At 59.4% G+C, this 26746-nt stretch carries 24 protein-coding genes; 17 read left to right on the top strand and 7 right to left on the bottom strand.

The window, feature by feature from the left end:
* Positions 1–47: 47 nt before the first annotated feature.
* Together HMPREF3171_RS10280 and HMPREF3171_RS10275 are read right to left on the bottom strand one after the other, a co-directional pair.
* Entirely contained in the window at positions 48–311 is a 264-nt protein-coding gene (locus HMPREF3171_RS10280; protein WP_070484850.1) for a hypothetical protein, read from the bottom strand.
* A gap of 113 nt (positions 312–424) precedes the next feature.
* Complete coding sequence (locus tag HMPREF3171_RS10275) at positions 425–1375, bottom strand: peptidylprolyl isomerase (protein WP_070484849.1); 951 nt, start codon at positions 1373–1375, stop codon at positions 425–427.
* A 169-nt stretch (positions 1376–1544) separates the two neighbouring features.
* Here HMPREF3171_RS10275 and hisS point away from each other — a divergent pair, with 169 nt between their 5' ends.
* Positions 1545–2831, top strand: coding sequence for a histidine--tRNA ligase (gene hisS, locus HMPREF3171_RS10270; protein WP_070423081.1), 1287 nt, complete (start codon positions 1545–1547; stop codon positions 2829–2831).
* On the opposite strand, the gene HMPREF3171_RS10265 is transcribed toward hisS, so the two are convergent.
* Genes HMPREF3171_RS10265 through ypfJ form a run of 3 tightly spaced genes read right to left on the bottom strand, consistent with a single transcriptional unit; the run spans position 2818 to position 5925 of the window.
* On the bottom strand, positions 2818–4212 hold the full coding sequence (locus HMPREF3171_RS10265; protein WP_070484848.1) for an L-serine ammonia-lyase: 1395 nt from the start codon (positions 4210–4212) through the stop codon (positions 2818–2820). The two genes, hisS and HMPREF3171_RS10265, sit on opposite strands and share 14 nt — an antisense overlap.
* 53 nt (positions 4213–4265) lie before the next feature.
* Positions 4266–4988, bottom strand: a complete 723-nt coding sequence (locus tag HMPREF3171_RS10260) for a CBS domain-containing protein (protein ID WP_070484847.1) — start codon at positions 4986–4988, stop codon at positions 4266–4268.
* Positions 4989–5004: 16 nt separating this feature from the next.
* Complete coding sequence (gene ypfJ, locus HMPREF3171_RS10255; protein ID WP_070451349.1) at positions 5005–5925, bottom strand: KPN_02809 family neutral zinc metallopeptidase; 921 nt, start codon at positions 5923–5925, stop codon at positions 5005–5007.
* Between the two features lie 169 nt (positions 5926–6094).
* Here ypfJ and aspS point away from each other — a divergent pair, with 169 nt between their 5' ends.
* The 16 genes from aspS (at position 6095) to HMPREF3171_RS10175 (ending at position 25618) form a co-directional block, all read left to right on the top strand.
* Entirely contained in the window at positions 6095–7906 is a 1812-nt protein-coding gene (gene aspS, locus HMPREF3171_RS10250) for an aspartate--tRNA ligase (RefSeq protein WP_070484870.1), read from the top strand.
* Between the two features lie 8 nt (positions 7907–7914).
* A complete protein-coding gene (locus tag HMPREF3171_RS10245) occupies positions 7915–9255 on the top strand; it encodes a phosphotransferase (protein ID WP_070484846.1) in 1341 nt (446 codons plus the stop codon).
* Between the two features lie 4 nt (positions 9256–9259).
* Positions 9260–10624: a replication-associated recombination protein A gene (locus tag HMPREF3171_RS10240; protein ID WP_070484845.1), complete on the top strand. Its 1365-nt coding sequence runs from the start codon at positions 9260–9262 to the stop codon at positions 10622–10624.
* Positions 10625–10695: 71 nt separating this feature from the next.
* Positions 10696–13365, top strand: coding sequence for an alanine--tRNA ligase (gene alaS / locus HMPREF3171_RS10235; RefSeq protein WP_070484844.1), 2670 nt, complete (start codon positions 10696–10698; stop codon positions 13363–13365).
* Between the two features lie 111 nt (positions 13366–13476).
* The gene (ruvX, locus tag HMPREF3171_RS10230; protein WP_070423088.1) at positions 13477–13965 is read left to right on the top strand and encodes a Holliday junction resolvase RuvX; all 489 of its coding nucleotides are present in this window, start codon (positions 13477–13479) and stop codon (positions 13963–13965) included.
* A gap of 2 nt (positions 13966–13967) precedes the next feature.
* The gene (mltG, locus tag HMPREF3171_RS10225; RefSeq protein ID WP_070451356.1) at positions 13968–15119 is read left to right on the top strand and encodes an endolytic transglycosylase MltG; all 1152 of its coding nucleotides are present in this window, start codon (positions 13968–13970) and stop codon (positions 15117–15119) included.
* 20 nt (positions 15120–15139) lie between these two features.
* Positions 15140–15979, top strand: a complete 840-nt coding sequence (locus HMPREF3171_RS10220) for a shikimate dehydrogenase (protein WP_070484869.1) — start codon at positions 15140–15142, stop codon at positions 15977–15979.
* A 56-nt stretch (positions 15980–16035) separates the two neighbouring features.
* A complete protein-coding gene (locus HMPREF3171_RS10215; protein ID WP_070451359.1) occupies positions 16036–16455 on the top strand; it encodes a prepilin peptidase in 420 nt (139 codons plus the stop codon).
* 37 nt (positions 16456–16492) lie between these two features.
* Positions 16493–17719 (top strand): chorismate synthase, encoded by a 1227-nt coding sequence (gene aroC / locus HMPREF3171_RS10210; protein ID WP_070484868.1) that lies wholly within the window; start codon positions 16493–16495, stop codon positions 17717–17719.
* A complete protein-coding gene (locus HMPREF3171_RS10205) occupies positions 17712–18296 on the top strand; it encodes a shikimate kinase (protein WP_083292063.1) in 585 nt (194 codons plus the stop codon). The genes aroC and HMPREF3171_RS10205 overlap by 8 nt, the downstream gene beginning before the upstream one ends.
* A gap of 41 nt (positions 18297–18337) precedes the next feature.
* Positions 18338–19390, top strand: a complete 1053-nt coding sequence (gene aroB / locus HMPREF3171_RS10200) for a 3-dehydroquinate synthase (protein ID WP_070451365.1) — start codon at positions 18338–18340, stop codon at positions 19388–19390.
* 3 nt (positions 19391–19393) lie between these two features.
* Positions 19394–19828, top strand: coding sequence for a type II 3-dehydroquinate dehydratase (gene aroQ / locus HMPREF3171_RS10195; RefSeq protein WP_070484842.1), 435 nt, complete (start codon positions 19394–19396; stop codon positions 19826–19828).
* On the top strand, positions 19828–20919 hold the full coding sequence (locus HMPREF3171_RS10190) for an aminopeptidase P family protein (RefSeq protein ID WP_070451367.1): 1092 nt from the start codon (positions 19828–19830) through the stop codon (positions 20917–20919). Before aroQ ends, HMPREF3171_RS10190 begins: the two co-directional genes overlap by 1 nt.
* A 51-nt stretch (positions 20920–20970) precedes the next feature.
* The gene (efp, locus tag HMPREF3171_RS10185; RefSeq protein WP_070451369.1) at positions 20971–21534 is read left to right on the top strand and encodes an elongation factor P; all 564 of its coding nucleotides are present in this window, start codon (positions 20971–20973) and stop codon (positions 21532–21534) included.
* A complete protein-coding gene (gene nusB / locus HMPREF3171_RS10180) occupies positions 21534–22091 on the top strand; it encodes a transcription antitermination factor NusB (RefSeq protein WP_070451371.1) in 558 nt (185 codons plus the stop codon). Before efp ends, nusB begins: the two co-directional genes overlap by 1 nt.
* A 257-nt stretch (positions 22092–22348) precedes the next feature.
* Positions 22349–25618 (top strand): choice-of-anchor M domain-containing protein, encoded by a 3270-nt coding sequence (locus HMPREF3171_RS10175; RefSeq protein WP_441294363.1) that lies wholly within the window; start codon positions 22349–22351, stop codon positions 25616–25618.
* 34 nt (positions 25619–25652) lie between these two features.
* On the opposite strand, the gene HMPREF3171_RS10170 is transcribed toward HMPREF3171_RS10175, so the two are convergent.
* On the bottom strand, positions 25653–26120 hold the full coding sequence (locus HMPREF3171_RS10170; protein WP_070451375.1) for a YbjN domain-containing protein: 468 nt from the start codon (positions 26118–26120) through the stop codon (positions 25653–25655).
* A complete protein-coding gene (locus HMPREF3171_RS10165) occupies positions 26117–26599 on the bottom strand; it encodes a YbjN domain-containing protein (protein ID WP_224212667.1) in 483 nt (160 codons plus the stop codon). Before HMPREF3171_RS10165 ends, HMPREF3171_RS10170 begins: the two co-directional genes overlap by 4 nt.
* Positions 26600–26746: the final 147 nt, after the last annotated feature.

The raw sequence follows: 26746 nt of genomic DNA, 5'->3' as shown, positions 1-26746 counted from the left end.
CGCCCTCCCACAAATCATGTTCGGGAGGGCGCCTTTCGCGTTGCGTCTTAGCGCATGAACTTCATGGCAACCGTAGCCACCTGGCTCAGGATGCCGATGATCGCGGTGACAACTGCGAGCCAATCCTGGATCTCGGACGGACTCATGTCGCGCATGGACGAGCCCTCTTCGTTGGACGAAGATCCATTGTCGTTAGTGGTGTTGGTGGTGTTATCGCCGACGACAGTCGGCGCAGCCTGAGCAACACCTGCACCGGTGAAGGCGACTGCGGTGACGGTAGCGGCGGCGATAAGGCTGGTGCGGGTCTTCATGAGGGTCCTCACTGAAAAGGTTTGAAACGGAATCTCTGCAGGATGCTATCGCCTGCGAGGGTTGCGTGCAATAGCGATACCGGTGTGGAAGAGCGGAGTGCTACTGCACAGTGCTACTTCACAGTGGCCTTGGTGATGCGTACTTCATCTGCCGGTGCGCCGTCAGTCCCGCCGCCTTCAACGCCCTTTTCGGCGATCTTGTCCAGGGTGGCAAGGCCCTCGTCGTCAATCGTGCCGAAGTAGGTGTACAGCGGCGGCAGGACCGAGTCGCCGTAGTTAAGGAAGAACTGGGAGCCGTTGGTGTCCGCGCCGGCGTTAGCCATGGCGATCGTGCCACGGTCATAGCGCTTAGGCTCGTTTTGCAGCATCATCTGCAGGGTTTGGTTTTTGGTTGCCTCATCCATATCGGCTGGTAGGTCGAGACCTTCGGTGTCGATGCCGTCGAGTGCCTCGTCAGTGGGAAGCTCGTTGGCGAACTGGAAGCCAGGGCCACCCGCACCGGTGCCATCCGGGTCGCCACACTGCAGCACCTTCAGCCCGTCGGCAGTGTTCAGACGGTGGCAGACCGTGTCGTTGAAGTATCCCTCGGAGGTCAGGTACTCGATGGCGTTGACCGTGCACGGGGAAGCTGCGCGATCGAGCGTCATGCCGATCGGACCCTGGTTGGTCTCGAGCTCGACGGTGACGGTGCCTTCGGTGGACACGTTCTCGGTCGGCGGGGTGCCAGCGCGCAGCTCGGCGCCGTCCTCGTTTTCATAGGTGCACGAGACGGTAGCCGGCAAGGCCTTCTCGCGCTTCGTAGCAATCGGCGCGAAGGTGGAAGCGTCGAATTCTTCCTGTTCCGCGTTGTCAGTCTCCGAAGCGGCGGAGGTATCGTCAGTTGCTAGATTGTCCTCGTCGCCCTGGTTGGCTGCGACGTAGACGCCGCCACCAATCAGCGCGATGGCAACGGCGGAAAGCGCTGCGACAGACCACGGGCGGGACTTTTCCTTGCGGTCGCGGGAATCGAGTTCCCGTTCCAGATTGGACAGGGCCTCTTTGCCACGCTGTTCGTTGCTAGCCACTGGCGATGCACCTCTTCGAGTATCGGGGAAAGCGCGTGCGTGATGTCGTCGAAAAGCACGCGCGCATTGAACGGTGCAAAAGCCTAGCAGGGCTAATCGCAACAGCGGTGGAAAGACCACAGCGACAAGTGCGCCCGCACAGGGGAGAGGTTGGTTAGACTAAGGCCTCGTGAGTGAGAATCAAGCCGAGCAGTTCCAAAAACTTTCCGCACCGAAAGGCGTGCCCGATTATGTGCCGCCCGCCTCGAGTGCGTTCATCCATGTCCGCGACGAGTTCGCGCGCCAGGCACGGATCGCTGGCTACCAACACATTGAGCTGCCGGTGTTCGAAGACACCACCTTGTTTGCCCGCGGCGTCGGTGAATCTACTGACGTAGTGAGCAAGGAGATGTACACCTTCGAGGACCGCGGTGGCCGTTCGGTAACGCTGCGTCCCGAGGGCACCGCCGGCGTCATGCGCTCCTTCATCGAGCACAACATGGACCGCGGTTACCTGCCCGTGAAGCTCAACTACTACGGACCGTTCTTCCGCTATGAGCGCCCGCAGGCCGGACGCTACCGTCAGCTGCAGCAGGTGGGCGTGGAAGCCATTGGTGTCGACGATCCGCTGCTCGACGCCGAGGTGATCGCCTTGGCAGACCGCAGCTACCGTGCGATCGGCCTGAGCGGTTTCCGTCTGGAGATCACCAGCCTCGGCGACAAGAATTGCCGCCCGGCCTACCGCGAGAAGCTGCAGAAGTTCCTGTTTGATCTCCCACTCGACGAGGAAACTCGCCACCGTGCTGAGATCAACCCACTTCGAGTGCTCGACGACAAGCGTGAGGCGGTCCGAGAGATGACCGCCGATGCGCCGTTGATGCTGGATCACCTTTGCGACGAATGCCGTGCCCACTTCGAGGCCGTCACCGCAGCGCTGGATGACTTCGGCGTGCCGTACGTCATTAACCCACGCATGGTTCGTGGTTTGGACTACTACACCAAGACCACCTTCGAGTTCGTCCACGATGGCCTCGGCGCACAGTCCGGCATCGGTGGCGGTGGACGATACGACGGCCTGATGGCCCAGATTGGCGGCCCGGACCTCTCCGGCATCGGCTACGGTCTCGGCGTTGATCGCGCGGTACTCGCCCTCGAAGCTGAACGCGTCGAGCTTGAAGCAGCAGCCCACCGTGTCGATGTGTTCGGTATCGCGATTGGCGACGAAGCACGAGTGAAGATGAGCAAGCTTGTCGACGAACTCCGCGCGGCCGGTATCAGCGCCGACATGGCTTACGGCCACCGCGGGCTCAAGGGCTCAATGAAGGGTGCTGACCGCGCGGGCGCACGCTTCGCGCTGGTGCTCGGCGAGCGTGAGCTGGAGGCAGGCGAGGTTGCAGTCAAGAACCTCGCCGAGCACTCACAGGAGGCCGTTGCGCTTTCCGCTGAAGCGGTCGCGCAGGCAATCAGCACTCAGTAATGTTCACGGGCAGGCCGAGCTGGACTGCGAGGCCACCCATGGACGTTTCCTTGTACTGAGTCATCATGTCGCGGCCGGTGGCTGCCATGGTCTCCACCACGTCGTCGAGGGTGACGATGTTGGTGCCATCTCCAAGCTTCGCCAACCGTGCCGCGTTGATGGCCTTTACGCCACCAATTGCGTTGCGTTCGATGCACGGAACCTGGACCAGACCGCCCACAGGATCGCAGGTCAGGCCAAGGTTGTGCTCGAGCGCGATCTCAGCTGCGTTTTCAACCTGCTCAGGGGTGCCGCCCAGGATTGCGCACATGCCAGCAGCGGCCATCGAAGAAGCCGAACCGACCTCGCCCTGACAGCCGACTTCTGCGCCTGAAATCGAGGCGTTGGTCTTGATGATCGACCCGATCGCACCAGCCGTAAGCAGAAATTCGCGGGCGCGCTCAGCAGTGAAGTCGTCGGTGAAGTCGCGGCAGTAATGCATAACTGCAGGGATAATGCCGGCTGCGCCGTTCGTTGGCGCGGTAACCACCTGGCCGTGAGCCGCGTTTTCTTCGTTCACGGCAAGCGCGTACAGGTTCACCCATTCCATAGCGTCAAGCCCACGGGCAGTGGATGCTTCGTACTCTGCAGTCAGTAGACGGTGAAGACGGTTCGCGCGACGCCTTACGTTCAAGCCGCCTGGAAGGATTCCCTCTGTCTTCAGGCCATGCGCAACGCATTCCTGCATGACGTCCCACACCGCATCCAAATGGGAGTTGAGTCGCTGCGCCCCGTGGATCGACTCCTCGTTCGCACGCATGATCTCTGCGATTGTCATCCCATGTGTTCGGCACTGCTCCATGAGTTCTGCGCCATTGTTAAACGGGTAGGGGACCGTCGCAATTTCACGAGCGGATGCAACACCGGATTCTTGTCGGTGCGCTTCCATCTCCCAGCGATCCAGAATGAAGCCGCCGCCGACAGAGTAATAGTCCTCGCGTTCGGCGATCATGGTGCCGTCTGTGTCCCACGCATCGAAGATGAGACAGTTCGGGTGCTCGGCCACCGGTGCCGGGTCGAAGCGAAGCTCGTACTCCACGCGCCCTGTCGGGCCTTCGATCACGCCTGTGGAAGGGATCGGCTCCCCAGGTTTTGGAGCAATGTCTGCAGAAGTGGTGGTGGGGGTGTACCCAACCAGCCCGAGCAACGCAGCACGGTCGGTGCCGTGGCCGACTCCCGTGGCGGCGAGGGAACCGCGTAACTCAACGACAACCTTCGCCGGCACCTTCCCGAGTTTCTCCACAAATGTCATTGCGGCGCGCATCGGGCCAACGGTGTGGGATGAAGAAGGACCGATGCCGATACTGAACAGGTCGACAACACTGACAAAGTTTGCTGACATGCGGCGAATCCTACCGCAGAAACAGGCTGTGGATCGTCGATAAGCGGGATGCGCTACTGCGCTTGAGAAAGCGCGGGGATGTCGGTTGCCCCCAGGACCGAGATCGGCCGCTGGTTTGACTTGCCGTGCTCGGTGATGATGGCCAGGCGAGGCACTGCGCCGGTTTCCAAAGGAGTGCTCAACGCGTCAACCGCACGTGCGGCGGTCACGGTGCGTGGCAGAAATACAGGGTGGTCGAGTTTGCCGCTGTGGGTGAGCACATCACGCACGGTGGTAGCGGGAATGTGGTCATCGTCTGTGAGTTCCGCTGCCACCCAGCGCGCGATTGCATTCGTGGTAAGCAGCCCTATGCATTTGCCTTCGTCGTAGATCGGGAATTGCGTGAGTCCCTGTGTCGCGATTGTCTTTAGCGGCTCATGGATGTCCGTCTCCGGCGTAAACGTAATCACCTTCTGGTGCGGGACCACTTCGAGCGCCAACGGCGGGGAGAGGATTGCGTCGCGCAAATGCTCGATTGTTTGAACCGTCTCGGGGAGCGGTTCTGCAATCGGGCGGAGGTTGTCGTATTCCCCATGGCTAATCGCGTTGCGTAGATCCGCAAACTCGCGCAAGGTCTCGGCCTGGTCGCGAGCAAGAATCCCTTTCTTGGCTGCGATGCCCACCATCCACATAAACGAATCGGATCGTTTGGCATCCAATTCGCTGCGCAAATGAGACTCGATCGAATTGAACGCGGCAAGAAACGGGATAGCGCGGTTTGGTGCGGACTTGGTCATAAGCGAACGGTGCCTTTTAGTTGTAGACACCGCGGTTGAGCGTGTCGCAGGCGGCCATCTGTCCAGAGTTGTACCCGGAATTAAACGCTTCCATACGCTGCTCAGAGGAGCCATGCGTCCACGCATCCGGGTCGACGTCGCCGCCTGAGCGTCGTTGAATGTTGTCGTCGCCAATCGAACGGGCGGTCTGCAGTGCCTGCTCGAGCTGTTCGTCGGTGATCGGTTCCAAAACGCCCTGCTCGGCAGCATGTTTTGCCCAGATTCCGGCGTAGCAGTCCGCCTGCAGCTCAATTGCGACAGCCGCAGAATCCTGGCCTGGGTTCTTATAGTCGCTCAGCCCCAACGTTCCTTCCAGATGCTGGATGTGGTGGCCGTACTCGTGGGCAGTTACGTACTCCTGAGTAAGCGGACCGTTCGCGCCGCCGAGTTGGCCCAGCTGCTCAAAGAAGCTCACGTCAAGGTAAGCGGTGGTATCGCGAGGGCAGTAGAACGGGCCGGTATCGGAGGTAGCGTAGCCGCAGCCAGTGGTGACATCGTTGCGGAAAAGCACCATATCTGCCGGCTCAAATTCGACATTCGCCTGCGCGGGGAGTACTTCGCTCCAAATCTGTTGGGCAGACCCGAAGGTTGCCGCCGCGCGGCAATCGTCGTAGGTGTTCGAGGATCCTTGTTCGTTGCAATGCTCGAGTGAGTAGTCACCCTGCGACTCAGACTGGGATTGAGAATTGCTCCCGCCGCCAAGGAGTCCATCTAACGCACCGCTGAAGTACAGCACCGCGAGCAATATCAAGATGACAGTCCCTCCGCCACCGCCGCGAAGCAGCATCGGAAGAATTGCCATTGCGCCGGGGCTGACCCCGCCGCCTCCGCGACCGGAGCCGGAGCTTGTCCTGACGTTGCCGCCCTGACCCTGCGCGTAATCACCACGAAATGTCATGGCTGAATTGTGCCAAAGATCCCTACCGAGTGTCGCGGTTGGGCCAAAACATCGTGTCTCGAGCGACTGGGGTGGTGTGGGGCGGACCTCGCCGAGGCACCACTCAGCCGGGGTAGGTAGACTTTGTCAGGTTAGATTCGCCATCACGTGGAAGGACGTGGAAGAAACCGTGCTGCGCACTCACCTTGCGGGGAACTTGAACAAAGAACTCGACGGTCAGACCGTCACGCTCACAGGTTGGGTGGCCCGCCGCCGTGACCATGGCGGGGTCATCTTTATCGATCTGCGGGACCGCTCTGGTCTCGCTCAGGTTGTATTCCGTGAGTCCGAAGTAGCGGAGGCTGCACACGACCTGCGCAGCGAGTTCGTCATCCAGGTCACCGGTGTGGTTGAGCCACGCCCGGAAGGCTCTGCGAACCCGAACCTTGCATCCGGTGAAATCGAGGTCAACGTCACTGACCTGAAGGTGCTGAACAAGGCTGCAGCCCTGCCATTCCAGATCGAGGATGCATCCTCCAATGAAGTTGGCGAGGAAGCACGTCTGAAGTACCGCTACCTGGACCTGCGCCGCGAGCGTCAGGCTAAGGCAATTCGCCTCCGCGCTAAGGCCAATCAAGCCGCCCGTCGCGTCTTGGACAACCACGACTTCACCGAGATCGAAACGCCTACGCTGACGCGTTCGACCCCGGAAGGTGCACGTGACTTCCTTGTTCCTGCTCGTTTGAAGCCAGGTTCTTGGTATGCGCTGCCGCAGTCGCCGCAGCTCTTTAAGCAGCTGCTGATGGTCGCGGGCATGGAACGCTACTACCAGTTGGCACGCTGCTACCGCGATGAAGACTTCCGCGCAGACCGCCAGCCTGAGTTCACCCAGCTCGATGTCGAGGCATCCTTCGTTGATCAGGACGACATCATCGAGCTGGCCGAGGAAATCCTCGTCGAGCTTTGGAAGCTGATCGGCTACGACATTCAGACGCCGATTCCGCGCATGACCTACAAGGAAGCGATGGAGAAGTACGGCTCCGACAAGCCGGACCTGCGCTTCGACATTCCATTGGTCGAGTGCACCGACTTCTTCAAGGACACCACCTTCCGCGTATTCAAGGCCGAGTACGTGGGTGCTGTTGTGATGGAAGGTGGCGCATCCCAGCCTCGTCGTCAGCTTGACGCATGGCAGGAGTGGGCAAAGCAGCGCGGTGCGAAGGGCCTGGCCTACATTCTCATTCAGGAAGACGGCGAGCTCACCGGTCCGGTGGCGAAGAACATCACTGACGAGGAAAAGGCTGGCATCGCTGCGAACGTCGGCGCGAAGCCGGGTGACTGCATCTTCTTCGCAGCAGGCGAAACCAAGGCGTCTCGTGCACTGCTTGGCGCAGCCCGCGGTGAGATTGCGCGCAAGCTTGACCTGATCAAGGAAGGCGATTGGGCGTTCACGTGGGTTGTGGATGCACCGCTGTTTGAGCCTGCTGCAGACGCAACCGCATCCGGTGATGTCGCGTTGGGCCATTCCAAGTGGACCGCAGTCCACCACGCGTTTACCTCTCCGAAGCCGGAGTTCCTGGACAACTTCGAGCAGAACCCGGGCGAGGCTCTCGCCTACGCATACGACATTGTGTGCAACGGTAACGAGATCGGTGGCGGCTCCATCCGTATCCATGAGCACGATGTCCAAAAGCGCGTGTTCGAGGTCATGGGCATCACCGATGAGGAGGCCGAAGAGAAGTTCGGCTTCCTGCTCGAAGCGTTCAAGTTCGGTGCTCCTCCGCACGGTGGTATTGCCTTTGGCTGGGACCGCATCGTGTCGTTGCTCGGTGGGTTTGAATCGATCCGCGATGTGATCGCTTTCCCGAAGTCCGGCGGCGGTGTCGACCCGCTTACCGACGCGCCTGCTCCAATTCCGGCTGAGCAGCGCAAGGAAACTGGAGTGGACTTCAAGCCGAAGAAGGTTGAAGACAAGGCAGACGGCGAAACGGACACGAAGTAGCCGATTGAATGCAGCCACCGCAGGAACCTGCTCCTGCGGTGGCGCACGACAAAGGGGACCGGATGCAGCCCGAGCAAGTAAGTGACGAGCAAGTCGTTGCAAGCGCTACAGACATTCTCACTCGCCGTTACGGCGGTGAGCAGTCGTTGTTTGAGGTTGAACGCCTTAATGGCTCCGGTCCCTCGATCGTGTTGAGAGCTCGTGTTAAAAGGAACCCGTTTTTCCAGCAGCGCTCAGTCATCATTAAGCAGGCGCCGCCAACGGAGTCTGTCTTCGAAGAGGCGGCGTACCTTCGAGAGGTTGTCGCGTACCAATTCGCCACTTCCTTAAGTGAAAAGACCAGGCCTGGCCCTGCGTTGTTGGGCTACGACACGCAGCAACGCATCATTATCATCACCGACTCCGGTGATGGGGAAACTCTCGCAGAAGCGCTTGAGACTGCAAGCGAAGAGGACCACATCGCACTGTTGCGCAGCCTGGGCACAGCACTTGGCCGAATGCATGCAGGTACTGCCGATGAAGAGGAAGCGTTTAACGTCTTACTGCATCGGATGACGCGTTCACGGCCCAACGCTGCACCGCTTCAACGTTTGAGGGACCGGTTGCTGTCCCATCGGATCAGAGTTGGCTTGCGGATCATGCGTGAGGCCGGAATTGAGATTCCTCAAGAGGTGGTTCTCACGGCTCGTAACATCGAGCGCCGGCTGCTGCGTGGCGGTATGCGTGCTTTTACGCCGTTTGACCTGGCACCAGATAACGTCATTCGGTCTGGGAACTCGTTTCACTTTCTTGATTATGAATCAGCGGGCTTTCGGGATGTTTCATTCGATGTTGCCTACGTAGTTGCGCGGTTCCCGGTGTATTTGGCTTCGCAGCCGTTTAACGAGGAAGCGACCAAGGCGTTCGTCGATGCGTGGCGGATACAGGTCTCTGACCTTTGGCCAGGAGTGCAGCATCCTGATACGTTGCAGGCGCGCATCACGGGTGCACTGGTGGGGTGGGCGCTTAGTAGCGTCGCCATGTTGGAACCGAAGCCTATGGCCGCGTTGTTGCAGGATGATCCGACATTTGAGAAAGAGCTTGAAGCTGCTGGTCTTTCGGCAGGTGATATTCAGGATTTTGATCTTGTAGATGGGGTAGCCGAAGCCATTGGCGACGACGCCGAAGAGAATGCTGGCGTTGTGCTTCGACCGCGAGGTGGAGAACCATTGACCGAAGATGAGCTTCTCGTGCGGCGTGATTTGCGCGAGACGTTCGAGTCGTTGGCAGCTTATGCGGGTAGCGGTAAAGACCCCGCATACGTTGTCGTTGCTGAGTTCGCGTCCGAGGTCGCAAGGCGGTTGCGTTAAGGCAATGGGCCAAGAAGAACTTTTCGCGGCTGCTTCTAGCAACGACGTTCCCGGTGCAGCATCGGGAAATAGGGGTACCTCATTTTTTGAAGCTGGCTCGACAGCACCGCTGGCCGCACGGATGCGCCCCCAGTCCCTAGATGAGGTAGCGGGGCAGAAGCATTTGCTCAGCGAGGGAAAGCCGCTGCGTCGGCTCATCGAAGGCTCTGGTGCAGCATCGGTGATTTTGTATGGTCCGCCTGGGACAGGTAAGACCACGATTGCATCGTTAATCGCAAAAACGATGGGGCAGAACTTTGTGGCGTTGTCCGCGCTGTCTTCCGGCGTGAAAGAAGTCCGCGCGGTTATCGACGAGGCGCGGCGTGACCTCATCCGCGGTGAGAAAACCGTGCTCTTTATCGACGAGGTCCACAGGTTTTCTAAAACGCAGCAGGATGCGCTGCTTGCGGCCGTCGAAAATCGCACAGTGTTGCTGGTTGCCGCCACGACGGAGAACCCGAGTTTTAGCGTTGTTGCTCCGTTGTTGTCGCGCTCGCTGCTGCTCAAGCTCGAGTCGCTTAGCGACGAAGACCTTGGCGGAGTCATCGACCGCGCATTGGCAGATGAGCGGGGGTTGCAGGGGCAGGTTTTGCTTGACGACGAAGCCCGCGCACAACTCATTCTGCTCGCTGGAGGCGATGCGCGTCGGGCGCTGACGTACCTCGAAGCTGCCGCTGAAGCTGTTTCTGGCGGTGGCACGATCACGCTGGAGATTGTGCGTGAAAACGTCAATCGTGCGATTGTTCGCTACGACCGCGATGGCGATCAGCATTACGACGTGGTCAGCGCCTTTATCAAGTCGATCCGCGGGTCTGATGTCGATGCAGCGCTGCATTATCTGGCGCGAATGATCGAGGCCGGGGAGGACCCCAGGTTTATCGCACGACGTCTGGTCATTCACGCTTCGGAAGATATTGGTATGGCAGATCCGACTGCGTTGCAGACTGCTACCGCTGCGGCGAATGCAGTGCAGTTTGTCGGCCTGCCAGAAGGGCGTCTTGCGCTAGCACAGGCGACAATTCACCTGGCTACGGCGCCGAAGTCGCCTACCGTCATTAAGGCCATCGATCGTGCTTTAGCGGACGTGCGTGAGGGGCATGTGCCTCCAGTGCCGGCCCATTTGCGCGATGGCCACTATGAGGGCGCAAAACAGATGGGCAATGCGGTTGGATATGTCTACCCGCATGACGACCCGCGGGGAGTGGTCGAGCAGCAATATATCCCGGATGGGCTGGAAGAAGCGGTGTATTACGAGCCGACGGAACACGGCGCGGAGCGCCGAATTAGCGAGTTTATTGGTCGGTTACGCCGACTTGTTCGCGGGCGGTAGCCCAACTGTAGAGGAGTCGCGGGTAAAGTAAGCGCGGAAAAACTCCGGAGCAGTTGAAAGGACACCGAAGCGTGCAAACCCATGAGATCCGAGAGCGGTTTACCAACCATTTCGTTGAGGCCGGGCACACCCCGGTACCGAGCGCCTCGCTGATTCTCGACGATCCGACGCTGCTGTTCGTCAACGCAGGAATGGTGCCGTTCAAGCCGTACTTCTTGGGCGATCAGACCCCAGACTTTGCCAATGGCACGGCGACATCGATTCAGAAGTGCGTGCGTACCCTCGATATCGAGGAAGTGGGTATCACCACCCGCCACAACACGTTCTTCCAGATGGCTGGCAACTTTTCGTTTGGTCAGTACTTCAAGGAAGGCGCCATTACTCACGCGTGGAACCTGTTGACGGGTGCTGTTGCTGACGGTGGCTATGGCCTTGATCCGGAGCGTCTCTGGGTTACGGTCTTCCTTGACGACGACGAGGCGGCCGCAATCTGGCGCGACAAGATTGGCGTTCCGGAAGAGCGTATTCAGCGCATGGGCATGGAGGATAACTTCTGGTCCATGGGTATCCCCGGTCCGTGCGGCCCTTGCTCTGAGATCTACTACGACCGGGGCCCGGAGTACGGCAAGGAAGGCGGCCCAATCGCCGACGACAACCGTTACATGGAGATCTGGAACCTTGTGTTCATGGAGTCCATTCGCGGCGAAGGTGATAAGAAGGGCAACTTCGAGATTGTCGGCGAGCTGCCACAGAAGAACATCGATACCGGTCTTGGCATTGAGCGTGTGGCCTGCATCCTGCAGGAAGTAGACAACGTCTACGAGACGGACCTTCTGCGCCCAGTCATCGATGCAGCGGTAGAACTGACCGGTTCGAAGTACGACGACGGCAACAAGGAAGACGATGTCCGCTTCCGCGTGATCGCTGACCATGCCCGTACCGGCATGATGATCATCCTCGACGGTGTTACCCCGTCGAATGAGGGCCGCGGCTACATCCTGCGCCGTCTGCTGCGTCGCATCATCCGCTCCGCGCGTCTGTTGGGTGCGACGAAGCCGGTTATGGAGACGTTCATGAACACGATCATGGACACCATGACGCCGTCCTTCCCGGAGATCGCGGACAACCGCGAGCGCATTTTGCGTGTTGCTGTTGCGGAAGAAAAGGCGTTTTCCAAGACACTGGAGTCCGGCACGTCGCGTTTCGACGAAGCCGCAACCGCAGTGAAGGCTTCGGGTGCTGCTGTCCTGCCGGGTGATCAGGCCTTTGAGCTGCATGACACCTACGGCTTCCCGATCGACCTGACGGTCGAGATGGCGCGCGAGGCCGGCCTGGACGTCGATATGGATGCCTTTAACGCTGCGATGCAGGAACAGCGAGAGCGCGCGAAGGCCGACAACAAGGCGAAGAAGCACCGCAACGTTGACGAGTCGCTGTACCGCGAATGGGTTGACAACAACCCGACGGAATTCGTCGGCTACGAGCAGTTGGTCCACGACGGCACGGTCATTGGCCTCGTGCGCGACGGTGAGAAAGTTGGCGAGGTTTCCCAGGGCGACGAGGTCGAGGTCATCCTCGACGTCACCCCGATGTATGCCGAATCTGGTGGTCAGATGGCCGACCGTGGCCGCTTGATCATGGGGGACACGATCCTCAACGTCAACGACGTGCAGCGCGTGGGCAAGAAACTGTGGCTGCACAAGGCGACGGTCCAAAACGGTGGACTGGATCTCGGCTCGACGGTCACGGCTGAGGTTGACGGTGCGTGGCGCCACGGTGCCCGCCAGGCGCACTCCGCAACGCACCTCATTCACGCTGCGCTGCGTGAGGTGCTCGGCCCCACAGCAGTCCAGGCTGGTTCCTTGAACAAGCCGGGTTACCTGCGCTTCGACTTCAACTACACCGAGGCGCTGACCGAGGCACAACTGCAGGAGATTGCGACGATCACGAACCAGGCTGTCGACGCAGACTTTGCTGTCAACACCATTGAGACCACGCTGGACAAGGCGAAGGCCATGGGTGCGATGGCGCTGTTCGGCGAAAGCTACGGCGACGTTGTCCGCGTCGTCGAGATCGGCGGACCGTTCTCCGTCGAGCTTTGTGGCGGTACCCACGTGGAGCACGCCTCCCAGATCGGCCCGGTCGCCGTGCTTGGCGAGTCCTCGGTCGGTTCCGGAGCCCGCCGTATCGAGGCGTACTCCGGTATGGATTCCTTCAAGTACCTGTCGAAGGAGGCAGCGCTGGCTTCTGGCCTGGCTGCGGAGTTCAAGACGCCGACGGAAGATCTTCCGGACCGTATTGCCCAGCTTGCTGAGCGACTGCGTGCGGCTGAAAAGGAAATCGAGAACCTGCACCGTCAGCAGCTGTTGGCTTCCACTGCAAGCCTTGCGGAGGAAGCAGAGACCATCGGCGCGCGTCGCCTCGTCGCAAAGCAGCTGCCCGACGGGATCAACACGGGTGATCTGCGCACGATTGTTTCTGACCTGCGTGGCAAGTTGCAGTCCGAGGATGCGCTGATCGTGCTGACCTCGAAGGTTGGCGACAAGGTTTCTCTGGCGGTTGCAGCAACAAAGGCTGCAGTGGAAGACGGCATCAAGTCGGGAGACGTGGTCAAGGTGCTTGGCGAGTACGTCGATGGCAAGGGTGGCGGAAAGCCTGACCTTGCGCAGGGCTCTGGTGCGAAGCCCGAAGGCATTCCTGCTGCTTTGTCCGCTGTGCGTGACTGGCTTCGCCGGGACTAAGCCTCGCGTTCGCGGACAAACTCGACGCTGACACGCCGAATGCGCGTCCGACGAGACGCACAGCTAACGGCTAGGTTGAGACCAGGCCAGCAGACACGGAAAGGAGCAGCGATGAAGGTGGAGCCAGATCGCCCTGGGGTCGACGACCCCGGTGCGGGACGCCGACTTGGCATTGATGTCGGCACTGTGCGCATTGGCGTTGCCCGCTCCGACCGGGATGCCCGCCTGGCAACACCGGTCGAAACGATTGACAGAGTGACCGGTTTCAAGGACCGCGATGGGCAAGATATCGAGCGGATATTGGAACTCATCGCTGAGAATGAAGCAGTCGAAGTCATTGTGGGGCTTCCTCGTGATCTGCAAGGCAATGGATCAAAAAGCGTGAAACATGCGAAGGAAATCGCATTCCGTATTCGCCGGCGTAGCGATGTGCCGGTGCGGATGGCGGATGAGCGTCTCACCACAGTTGCTGCGACGCATTCATTGCGGATGTCTGGTGTGAATGAGAAAGCAGGCCGTGCGGTCATTGATCAAGCAGCTGCTGTAGAGATTTTGCAATCGTGGCTTGACGGCCGACTGAACTACCTCAAGGAGAACTAACCGTGTCTACCCGTGAAGCCGCACGCCGGCGTACCCGAGGCACCGCGGTGCTAGTCGCATCCATTTTGCTCATCATTGGCCTTGTCGCTTGGATTGCCGTCTTGCGCAACCTTTCGGGTTCGGCAGACTTTGAGGGTGCAGGCAACGGTGAGGAACAGGTCGTTCAAATCAAGGAGGGATCGAGCCTGTCAGCGCTCGGCCCAGAGCTTGAAGAGCGCGGCATTGTTGCCAGCGACGGTGCTTTCCAAACAGCGGCAGCGAATAACCCTGATGCGGGAAACATTCAGCCTGGCTTCTACAGATTGCAGGGCAAAATGAGCGCGAAGTCAGCGGTTGAGGCACTCCTTGATCCCGCGCAGCGCATCACCCCTCTGCAGGTTTACGGGGGTGCGACGTTGATGGATATCAACGTCGTTGGCGGCCAGACTCGGTTCGGTATTTTCTCGATGATCCAGTCGGCTACCTGTGGCGAGGAGGTAACACCGGATTGTGTCAACGTGGAGAAGCTGAACAACGCTGCGGCGAACAGTGATCCTGAGAAGCTCGGTGTGCCGGAGTGGGCTCGTGAAACGGTTGCTGCCCGTGCTGGCGACGCGAAGCGTTTGGAGGGCCTCATTGCCCCTGGTGAGTACATCATCGACCCGCACGCGAGCGCCGAGGATATTCTTTCGGATCTGGTGACGCGCTCTGCGAAGCAGTATGACGCAACCGACATTGTCAACCGCGCGCAAGTGATTGGCTTGAGCCCGTACGAGTTGCTTGTCGCTGCGTCCTTGGTTGAGCGTGAGGCGCCGGCCGGAGAGTTTGACAAGGTCGCTCGCGTCATCTTGAACCGTCTCGATGAGCCGATGCGACTGGAATTCGACTCCACGGTGAACTACGGGCTGCCGAGCGTTGAGGTTGCAACCACAGATGAAGACCGCAAGCGGGTTACTCCGTGGAACACGTACGCAATGGATGGCCTGCCGCAAACACCGATTGCATCTCCGTCCATTGAGGCGATCGATGCAGTAGAGCACCCAGCTGACGGCAACTGGCTGTTCTTCGTCACCGTGGACAAGGACGGCACAACCATCTTCAACGACACGTTCGAGCAGCACCTCAATGACACGCAGCGCGCGATCGAGTCGGGCATCCTGGACTCGCAGCGTTAGTTATGGAGTCCTCGCGCAGCATGAACTCAGCCAAACCTGTGTCGGGGACTGTGACGAATCGGGCAGCGGTCCTCGGTTCACCGATCGAGCACTCCTTATCGCCGGTTCTTCACAATGCGGGTTACGAGGCGGCGGGCCTCACTGGGTGGCATTACTCGCGCCAACAGTGTGTTGCAGATGATTTGGCTGATCTCGTCCGCAACGCCGATCCGAGTTTCCGGGGCTTTTCTGTAACCATGCCGTGCAAGTTTGCCGCTCTCGCGGTGGCGGATGAAGTCACTGACAGGGCACGTGAGATCGGCTCCGCAAACACACTGACGCGTATCGACGACAACCGTTGGCGCGCCGACAATACTGACTGCGAGGGCGTGATTGCTGCCATTGGGGAGCTACTTGGTCCCGATTCCCCGGTTCACGCCGTTATCGTTGGCGCGGGCGGTACAGCGCGCGCAGTGATGTGGGCCTTGCGGCATATCGGAGTCCGTGAGGTAACCGTGGTCAACCGCACTGACCGCAGCGGGGAGTACACAGACCTTGCTGCGGGGATGGTGCTTAACTTCGTGGATTTCGAGGCACCTCTAGCGGACATTACGTCCGCATCGGACCTCGTCATTTCGACTGTCCCCGCCGGGGCAGCTGACTACGTGGCATCCGATCTTGCACACGCCCCGGTGTTTGACGTGATCTACGACCCGTGGCCCACGCGGCTCGCCGTAGAGGCTGCAGCGAACGGCTACCGCACCGTTGGTGGACTGTCGATGCTTGCCGGACAGGCGTACGCTCAGTTCGAGCAATTCACCGGTGTGGACGCACCGCGACAGGCGATGCGCGACGCGCTGATGCGGCACGCGAACTCGTAAGAAGCAGCTCGCTTGCCAGAGCGGTTCGAAGTACTCAACTTCGGTACGCTGTCCATATGGAATTCGGGGGAGTTTTGGGGGCCACTGTTGCTGCCTGCTGGACAGCGGCCCTGATGGTGTTTGATGTTGCGTTTCGGCGTCTGCCGAATGCGCTGACAGTGCCGCCGGCCATTGTGGCGCTGATTGCTTGCCTTCTCGCGCCATTTCTTGGCGAGGCGACGTTGCTGTGGGCACTGCTGTGGCCGGGGCTGTATCTGTTTTCGCCTCAGGGGGTCGGTGGTGGGGACGTTAAGTTGGCGCTGCCGCTGGCGATGGTGTGTGTGATCTCCGGAAAACTGCCGGCGGTACTCGTTGCGATTGGTGTGTCCGGCCTGCTCACAGTCTTAATGGCGTGGTTAAGTCGCAGCCGAACCGTCGCACATGGTCCATCGATGCTTGCCACAACGTGGCTCGTCGTAATGTATTTCGGGGTATAAGCACATCTATCGCAGCTGCTTGTGCGAGAATGTCGCCATGCTTCGTTGGACTACAGCCGGTGAATCGCACGGCCAGGCCCTCGTAGCCCTCGTTGAGGGCATGCCTTCTGGGGTGCCGGTATTGAAAGAAGAAATTGCTCATCAGCTCGCTCGTCGCCGTCTCGGTTATGGCCGTGGCGCGCGAATGAAGTTTGAGGCAGATGAGCTCACTTTGCTGACGGGCGTCGTGCACGGCTCATCTATCGGTAGCCCGGTGGCTATCCAGATTAGCAACACCGAGTGGCCGAAGTGGACCACGATCATGTCTGCTGAGCCGGTTGATGCCTCTGACCCTGAGGTGGCAAAAGAGTTGAGCTCTGGTCGCGGTGCGTCGTTGACCCGTCCGCGTCCGGGGCACGCCGATTTCGCCGGCATGATCAAATACGGTTTCGGTTCTGCACGTCCTGTGCTTGAGCGTTCCTCTGCACGAGAGACTGCTGCCCGCGTAGCAGCCGGTACGGTTGCCCGTAGCTACCTGCGTGAGGTTCTCGGGGTTGAGGTGTTTTCCCATGTGGTGTCGATTGGGGAGTCGGTGCCGTACGCAGGAGAATCGCCAAGCTTCGCCGATATTGAGGCAATTGATGCTTCCCCTGTTCGTGCGTTTAACAAGGACGCCGAGGCGGACATGGTCGCGTGCATTGAGGCTGCGAAGAAATCGGGCGACACGCTCGGCGGGATCGTTGAGGTCATTGTGGATGGGCTGCCGATCGGCCTTGGCTCCCACATTTCTGGCGAACGACGCTTGGATGCGCAGTTGGCAGGCGCGCTGATGGGTATCCAGTCGGTGAAAGGCGTCGAAATCGGCGACGGTTTCGAGGAGGCGCGTCGCCGTGGATCGCAGGCACACGACGAAATCGAGCGCACCGAAGATGGTGTGCGGAGGCTGACCAACCGTGCAGGCGGTATCGAAGGTGGCATGACGAATGGGGAGCAGTTGCGCGTTCGCGCTGCGATGAAGCCCATCTCGACTGTCCCTCGTGCCTTGAAGACGGTTGATATGAGCACTGGCGACGCTGCCACGGGGATTCACCAACGCTCCGATGTCTGTGCCGTGCCCGCTGGTGGTGTCGTTGCAGAGGCAATGGTTGCGCTTGTTCTGGCACAGGCTGTCTCTGAGAAATTCGGGGGAGACACGATTGAGGAGGTGAAGCGCAACGTAGAGTCGTACAAGGAGTACGTCGCACAACGTCTTGCGTTTGATCAAGTTAGGGATGCCGATGACTGAGCTCACTGATTTGCAGGCAGTAGAGGCATGCAACGAGGAGACAACGGGTACAACTCCGGCGACGGTTCATACGGCTCCTCGCGTGGTGCTCGTCGGTATGCCGGGGTCGGGTAAGTCAACGATTGGTCGTCGAATAGCTAGCGCGCTGAACCTGCCGATCGTGGATTCGGATCTGCTCATCGAGCAGGCTGAAGGCAAAGCGTGTGGCGAGGTGTACGCCGAGTTGGGTGAGGATGCCTTCCGTGAGCTCGAAGTCGGGTTTGTGGCACGTGCTCTGGCCACCGGTGGGGTAGTCAGCCTCGGGGGCGGTGCGATCGTGACCGAGGAAGTGCGACAGCTGCTGCAGCGCCACACTGTTGTTTGGATCGATGTCAGCGCGGAAGAGGGTATTCGCCGCACAGCACAGGATTCCACTCGACCAGTGCTTGACAGTGATGATCGCGAGCAGCGTTACCGCGACCTCATGGATCAACGTGAACCGCTGTACCGCGAAGTGGCCACGTTCCGCGTCCGCACGGACGCGCGGCCACCGCAGCGTGTTGTCGCAGAGATTTTGGGTTTCATCGACGGCGAGTAGTTTCCGTCAGGCTTCAGTTCTGTCAAGCGAAGGAGCAAACAATGGCAGTGGTATCCGTCACGGGCCCAAGTCCGTACGACATTCATATTGGCAGCAATAACCTTGACGCCGTAGCAGGTCACCTTGCGGATTCCGGCGCACGCCGTGTGCTGGTGGTCCACCAGGAACCGTTGCGTGCCGTTGCTGAGGACCTTGAGCACATGCTTGAGCAAGCGGGCCTGGCGCCGGTCTTGGCATGTGTTCCCGATGCGGAGGCTGGAAAGGATCTTCCGGTGCTTTCCCACTTGTGGGACGTGTTGGGGGAGCACGGGTTCTCGCGCCAGGACGCCGTTGTCGGTTTGGGTGGCGGCGCTGTGACAGATCTTGCCGGTTTCGCCGCGGCCACGTGGATGCGCGGTATCAAGGTTGTGCATGTGCCGACGACATTGCTCGCGATGGTTGATGCGGCAGTCGGCGGCAAAACTGGCATCAACACGACCGCAGGCAAAAATCTCGTCGGTGCGTTCCACGAGCCGAATGCGGTGTTTATTGATCTCGCTCGTATTGCAACGCTGCCTGAGCAAGAGGTTGTTTCAGGTTCTGCTGAGTTGGTAAAGACGGGCTTTATTGCGGACCCGCGGATTTTGGAGCTCTATCAGGAGGGCCCAGAGCATCACTGGGCGGAGCTTGTCGAGCGCTCTGTCAGCGTAAAAGCCAAGGTCGTGGGGGAGGACCTCAAGGAAGCTGGGCTGCGCGAGATTCTTAACTATGGCCACACTCTGGGCCATGCGATCGAACGTCGCGAGCATTACATGTGGCGCCACGGCAATGCCGTCGGGGTGGGCATGATGTTTGTGGCACACCTTGCTCATGCGCGCGGGCTTATCGACGATGACCTGGTCGCCCTCCACGAGACCGTCATCAGTGGTGCGGGACTTCCCACGCGCTACGAGGCCGGTGCGTTTGAAGAGTTGCATGAGGCGATGCTTCTGGACAAGAAGAACCGCGACGGCAAGATCCGATTTGTAGTCCTGGACGGCCTTGGGTCCTGCACTCGCCTGGAGGACGCAACTGTGGAAGAGATGCGCGCGGCGTACGCAAAGATTTCGGAGTAGAACATGAAAATCTTGGTACTCAATGGTCCGAACCTCAATCGACTCGGCAAACGCCAACCGGAGGTGTATGGGACGGTCACGCTGGCGGACGTCGAAAAGCAATTGCACGATCACGCAGCCGATCTTGGGGTTGAAATGGAGTGCCGCCAGTCCAACTACGAGGGCCAACTGATTGATTGGGTGCATGAAGCGGCCGATAACACTTGGCCGGTGATCATTAACCCGGGTGGTTTTACCCATACCTCGGTCGCGCTTCGTGATGCGCTGGTAGAACTAAATGATCACCAAGGTTTTATTGAGGTGCATATTTCGAACGTGCACGCGCGCGAGTCGTTCAGGCACCATTCGTACCTCTCGCCAATCGCCGTAGGCGTGATCGCGGGGTTGGGTACGGAAGGCTACCGGCTCGCGTTGGACTACTTCGCAAGGAGGAAATGATGGCATTGGCCGATACTCGTTTTGAAACTCGTCGGAGGAAACTCTCGTCGCAACTTGCGGCACAGCGTATCGACGACATGCTGGTCACCCATTTGACCCACGTGCGTTACCTGTCTGGTTTCTCCGGCTCGAACGGCGCGCTTCTGGTGTCGAAAGACCGTACTGCGAAGATCGCAACCGACGGTCGTTACACCACCCAGATTGCTGAAGAGGTCCCGGATATCAAGGCGACGATTGCTCGCGCGACAGCAACCGAGTTGTTGTCGCAGGTTACCGAAGGCCACCGTGTGGGCTATGAGGCCGATTTCGTTTCCGTTGCGGAGCTCAAGCGCCTCGAGGATGCATGCCCGGAGGGCGTAACCCTTGTGCCGGTTTCTGGCGTGATTGAAGGGATCCGCTTGTTTAAGGACAACCTTGAACTCACCCGTCTGACTGAGGCTGCCGAGCTGGCCACACAGGCGTTGGAGGAACTCGTCGCCGCAGGAGAATTGCGAGCAGGCCGTTCTGAGCGTGACATTGCCGCTGACCTTGAGTACCGCATGCGTCGACTTGGTGCAGAACGCCCAAGTTTTGACACGATTGTCGCCTCCGGCCCGAACGCCTCGAAGCCACACCATCAGGCCGGCGACCGTCTTATCGCCGAAGGCGATTTGGTGACCATTGATTACGGTATGCACCGCCTCGGGTTCAACTCCGATATGACCCGTACGTTTGCTATCGGGGAAATCGGTCAGTTGGAGCGCGAGATTTACGAAGTGACGCTTGCATCCCAGCTTGCTGGCGTGAAGGCAGCCACGGCGGGAACGGCACTTGTGGATGTAGACAAGGCCTGCCGCGACGTTATTGAAGAGGCAGGCTTCGGCGAGTACTTCGTTCACTCCACTGGCCACGGTGTCGGCCTGGACGTGCATGAAGCCCCGTCTGCCGCACAGACCGGCAAGGGAGACCTAAAGGAAGGTATGACCCTGACCATTGAGCCGGGGATCTACATTCCGGGCAAGACCGGTGTGCGTATCGAGGACACGTTGATCATCACATCAGGGAAGCCACGGATTATCACCAAGTACCCGAAGGAATTGACGGTGCTGTAGCATTGCTGTGTTTGTACACGTTCCGAAACAATTACGAGGAAGGTACCACCCATGGCAACTACCGCCGATTTTAAGAACGGTCTTGTGCTGAAGGTCGATGGCAAACTGCAGCAGATCGTTGAGTTCCAGCATGTCAAGCCCGGTAAGGGACCGGCATTCGTGCGCACCAAGCTTAAGGATGTCGTCTCCGGAAAGACCGTTGAGAAGACGTGGAACGCAGGTGTGAAGGTGGAGACCGCGACGGTTGATCGTCGCGATATGACCTACCTGTACAACGACGGCACGAGCTACGTTGTCATGGACGACAAGACCTTCGAGCAGTTCGAGCTGCCGGCCGACAAGTTCGGCGATGCAGCACGCTTCCTGCTGGAGAACATGCATGTTCAGGTTTCTTTCCACGAGGGTGAAGCACTTTTCGCTGAGCTTCCGATCTCTGTGGACCTCAAGATCGAGCACACCGAGCCGGGTCTGCAGGGCGACCGTTCCACCGGTGGTACCAAGCCGGCAACGCTGGAGACTGGTGCTGAGATCCAGGTTCCGCTGTTCCTGGAAACCGGCAACGTGGTCAAGGTTGACACGCGTACTGGCGAGTACCTCTCTCGCGTGAACAACTAATGCTCGACTACAAACGTCATGGCGCCCGTTACCGGGCGCGCCGTCGTGCGGTAGACATGCTGTTCGAGGCGGAGACACGGGATATCGATCCGGTTGCCATCGTTGAGGACCGCACTGAGCTTTCGCGGAATCCGTTGAACGCAGTTGCGCCGGTTGCTGATTACACCCGCGAGATTGTCGCAGGCGCTGCTGAAAAGCTCGACGATTTGGATGACGCGATCGAGCGCTCACTCAGCGAGGACTGGGAGCTGTTTCGCTTGCCAGCCGTCGACCGTCAGATCCTGCGTGTGGCCGCCTGGGAGATTTTGTTTAACGACGAAGTCGATGCGCCAATCTCGATCAAGGAAGCTGTCGAGATGGCTTCTGAGTACTCGGGCGCCAAGGCTGCGCCTTACATCAACGCTGTGTTGGATCGGATTGCATCGTCCGTTGATCCGAATTCGCCGTTCTTCGTGTCGCCTGATAGCGAAGAAGACGCCGAAGATACCGACCAGTCCGCAGACCAGGACGGTGGCGTAGGCGTGGCGGAAACGTCGGAGGATGACGCCTCCGAGTAATCCAACTCGCTCAAACCCAGATAGGCCGTTGCCAGCAGGTTTTCCTCATTAGGGAATGAACCTGCTGGCAACGGTTTTGTTTTTCTTCGGTTCTTCCTCGGCTGTGCCCAGACACCTGTAAGGTTACTAACGACAATCATTTTCAGTAACCTTAAGGAGTGGCCATGCCCCGCCGTACTACTTCCGCTATGGGCGATCTAAAAGACGTGCATCCTCGGAAGAGCTTTGTGGCGCTGTTATCCGCGGTAGCGCTCACGGTGCTGTGTGCACCGTTGTCGTGGAGTGAAGCCTCACAGCCGGTTGTGCGAACCCAAACACACGTCGACTCACCCCACGCTGTGTGGGAGGATGGAACGTTTCGCCTCATGTCCAATAGTGCGGGCTACCTGCCCATTGAGGACACCGTGAACTGGGTGAGTAGGGGACGCGTGGACGGCGGCCTAGGTGCCTACGCCTGGCGTGTGCCTGACGATCCCCGATTCGATTTCCTCGACCCGTACGACGAGCAACTGATGTACTTCGGTGGGCCCGCGCACGGTTTCCCTAAGAACACCATGCCGATTTGGGCAGGTTTCGGAGCGGCCGCTGACTTGCCGACAGAGGATTTCCGTGCGGCTTCCTTCAATATGGAGATCGTCGATTTCCACGGTCCCGGAAAGATGGAGTTGTTTAACTACAGCGACGAGGTCTATCCGCTTAACCGGCTCTGGTCGTCCCACGATCCAGGTTTCCGTGCAACGTGGGTCAACGCCGGTACCCACACTCACAACTCGACGACCTTCACTCGACCGGGGCGCTATGAGGTGACGTATCGGGCGACAGCCCGTGGCAAAGACGGTGCCTTTATCCATTCGGAACCCCAGACACTCGTGTGGCAGGTCGGCGGTACGAACCCGGCTGACCGCACAATCAACGATTTGCCCCGAGCCTATAGTCAGGCAAACACGTCGGGGACAGGTTCCCCAACGTTCCAGATGCGCCCTGCACAAGGAGAGACCAAGGGCGCACAGGAGGGGATCCTGACCAATTTGGCGTTTGATACCGGTAACCCGAAAGATGCTGGGCATGTCGTGTTCCTTATCAACGGCTTCTACCTTGCGGAACGGGAAGTAGTCGACGGCAAGGCCTCGTGGGATGAGATGATCGGCGAAGAGTTTTCCGACTTCCAGGCGGTCTACATTCCTGTATCTGGATCGCCGTCGCCACGTTGGATTTCTGCGCCGTTGACGTTTAGGACTGGGGCGGTGGCGTCGTCGACAAGCGAGCGCGCTGAGGAGCTTCCAACCCCGCAGATGGATGACATCGCGCCTTTTGAAACCGAGCCGTTCAACATCACCAGTCCAGATGTCGTGGTGTCTACGGGAGAGGTCTACGGCGAGGACGACCGCAACATCGACATCACGGTGCGCCCAGCTGATGATCGCACCACGCTTCGTGTCTCCGGTGGTTTCTACCGCATCGACGGTGACCCGTTGACTGAATTGCCAGAACACGCCATCGCCGATTGCGAAATTGAATTCACCTCAGCTCCTGGCACCCGAACCAGCAAACAACTCGTTGACGGTTGCCGCCGTCCTGGGCATCAATTGATCCTCAAGATTGTGCCCGAAGCGCGATCGAACGCCACTGACGCAGCTTTGTTTAACCACCTGCAGGAGGCTGATTACTCGCCGATTCCCGAGACCACAGTGACGTTGGGTGAAGCACCTGCAACGCCACCTGCAGCACCGACTGCAACCTCTGAAGCGCCGTCGCCGCAGCCGTCTTCACCGGCGCCTTCGGCGGAACCCTCACCATCGTCGACGCCCACTCCAGCGCAGGAGAAAGTGCTCAACCTGCACTCCGGGCACGTCGATATTGCACCGCTCTACGAGTCAGGCACACTTCACCTGCGCGTGAAAGACGAGACGAATCTTTACGACAAGGGTGCGGTGTGGCGCTCGCCATCCAGCGTTGCTTTCACCGTGCCGAAACAGGTCGGGACAGTGCTGGATGACGATATCGAAGGCTTCGCAAAAGCAGGGGAGGTCGCATATATTCTCCCAGAAACACAGCGCCGTGGAGTTGTCTGGCCTGGCTTAAGCACAGAGCATGCTTTCGGTGAGACAGGGAAGAACTACACCTTCACGCTGACACCTGTATCTGCACCACGGGGCGGTAACTGGATCGCGTTTCGCGGTGATCAGACAGATCCGAGCATGCGTCTTGCAGGCAACGACGCAACCCGTGCGTACACCACCGACGGTCCAGAACACATGCATGTTTCCTGGGCCTTTAATAAGCCAGGCAGCTATGAAATCGGAGTGTCCGTCGCCGAGGTAGGAGGATCCACATCAAAGCAGGAAATTCTGCGGTTCGAGGTAGCAGCCGACGGGGAGTTCGTTCCGCCGACGGCACCAACGCCGGCACCGACAACGGCACCAACGGCAGCACAGACAACGGCACCAACGGCAGCACCGACTACGTCTGCCCAGGCGACGACCCTGCCGTCCTCAGAACCTCCAGCTGAGACTACGCCGGTCGAGATCACCACAGGCCATGTTGATTTTGGTCCAAAGGTTATCGACGGCAAGACTGGCTTCTTCGTCCACGAAGGAAGTACCCATCACATCCCCGAATCAGTTGCACTGCGTGTATTCGACGCTCGGAAAACTACGATCGATCAGCGCACTGCACAGGCTGCAACGAATGTCGGATTCCTCCAGGAAGGTGACACGGTGTATCACCTTCCGCTCGGGCAGCTTCACGACGCCGTCTGGCCCGGGTGGGACACGATGAAAGTAGCGGAGACTTACCCAGATGGTGTCAACATTGAAGTGCGCCCGAAAACTGCGCCAACAGGTGGACGTTGGTGGGCGGGGCACCTGCCAACTATCGGCGTGCCGCCTGCGACGTTGGCCGATGATTCCCAAACGCACACCATCACGGGAGTCACACCGGGCAATTTCCACGTGCACGCAGACTGGATCTTTACGCAGCCCGGCGTCTATGACATTGAGATGCGTACCGTTTCGCTTAGCGGCGAACCTGTGACGGAATGGTCAACGGTGACGTATCTCGTTGGCGATGACACGCAGATTTCCAGCAGGAACGACGTGCCTCAGGCGTCGCCATCGGCCAGCGGCTCGGCATCGGCCAGTGGCTTGCCAACGCCTACCAGCCCAACGAGCACTGTGCGAGAGAGTCAACAGGCAACCGCTCGGCCAACTGTGTCTGCGACGGTGACTGCGTCCGCGTCACGGACTGCGGCATCATCAACGGGCTCGAAACAGAAAACCCCTACGAGCCTCACGACCCCCACGACGCAGCGGTCGCGTGCAAGCTCGGCGGTTGCGCAAGGCGCAGCCGTCGGCAGCACACAGAAGGTGGCGCGGGGGACCGGAGAAGGTACCGCGCAAAGCCCTCGTGTCTCTGATGAACAACGAGGAGGTTCGCTGGCCTCGACGGGAGCTGAAGTCCGCAATGCTCTCGGCTTGGCAATCGCGTGCCTCATCGTTGGAGGCGTTTTGATGAGCAGGCGTAAATAGGGGAGAAGGGCGACCTAAGCGGTGAGAAAACCGCTTAGCTCTCCTCGGTATCGTTCTGCGCTGCGCTTGCTTCCTCAGCGGTGCGCTTGATCTCGCCCACCAGCACCTGCATGGCATCTTGGGTTTCCAACACACCAGCAACAGCGGCCTTGAGCGAGGACGCGAGTTGCTCGTCGCTTAGCCCTGCGCCGATCGCGATTTCCGATTCGGTGCGCACAACGATCGTCTCGGTGCGGTTGACCACGAGCGCACGCGCGTCGAGGTACGAGCTGTTGACCTGGTTTGCGGCCAGGTACAAGGTGGCATCGGGCGTGTCGGACGGGGTGTCGGTAACCGAGTCCGCACGCAGGATCAACACTGAGTCCAACAGGACAAACAGCAGGTTGAATCCCTTGTAATGGGCGTGGCCTGCGCGGCCAGACGGGTCGTCGGAAACTTCGATGCCCTGCTTCGCCATCGTTTCGATGACGCGGTCGATGGTTACTTGAGTTGCGGTGCTCACTGCTGCGGTTCCTCCCAGTTCACGACGGTCGGGAAAGTGGTTTTGAGGTAGTCGAATGCCTGAAGCGTGGCGTCGATAGACGTCACAATGAAAGAGCCGAGCTGGTTGAATGAGGCTCCATCGGCGATGTTCATCGAGCGAATGGCGCTCACAGCCAGGTTGTCCTCACCGCGTTCGAAGAAACGCAGGGTCGGTGCAAAATGCGTCTGGTTGTGCTCGTTGCAGGCAAACAGCACCTGCGATGCGCTATCGCGGGGAAACTCGCCACGCCACAGGGCCTCGAAGATGAGGTGATCGCCGTCGAGGGCAATGACGATTGCTGCGTTGATAAAACCAGAGCGCACGGCTTGATCTTCGACGCGGTATTCAAGATTTTCTTCCTCAAAAATCGCGGCGATTGCTTCGGTAGTCACCGGTTCCGGAACGTTGCGTTCTGGGTGCTCGTTGGGCTGGATGGCTTCAGTCTCTTCTGTAGTCACACTTGCGAGAATACCCATCTGGGTGAAACTCCTCGCGATGGCGCGGTGCTGGTGCTAATGTGAAGCGCAGTCTCCGAGACTTCACACGGCCCCGATAGGCGGGACCGCGTCGATATTTCCTTTAAATGCCGCACAGAGAGGCGGGGA

Origin of the sequence: Corynebacterium sp. HMSC08F01, from assembly GCF_001807545.1 — a bacterium.
GTDB classification, from domain to species: Bacteria; Actinomycetota; Actinomycetes; order Mycobacteriales; family Mycobacteriaceae; genus Corynebacterium; species Corynebacterium coyleae.
Note: the sequence above shows the minus strand (reverse complement) of the source record. Positions and strands in the feature narration are given on the sequence as shown.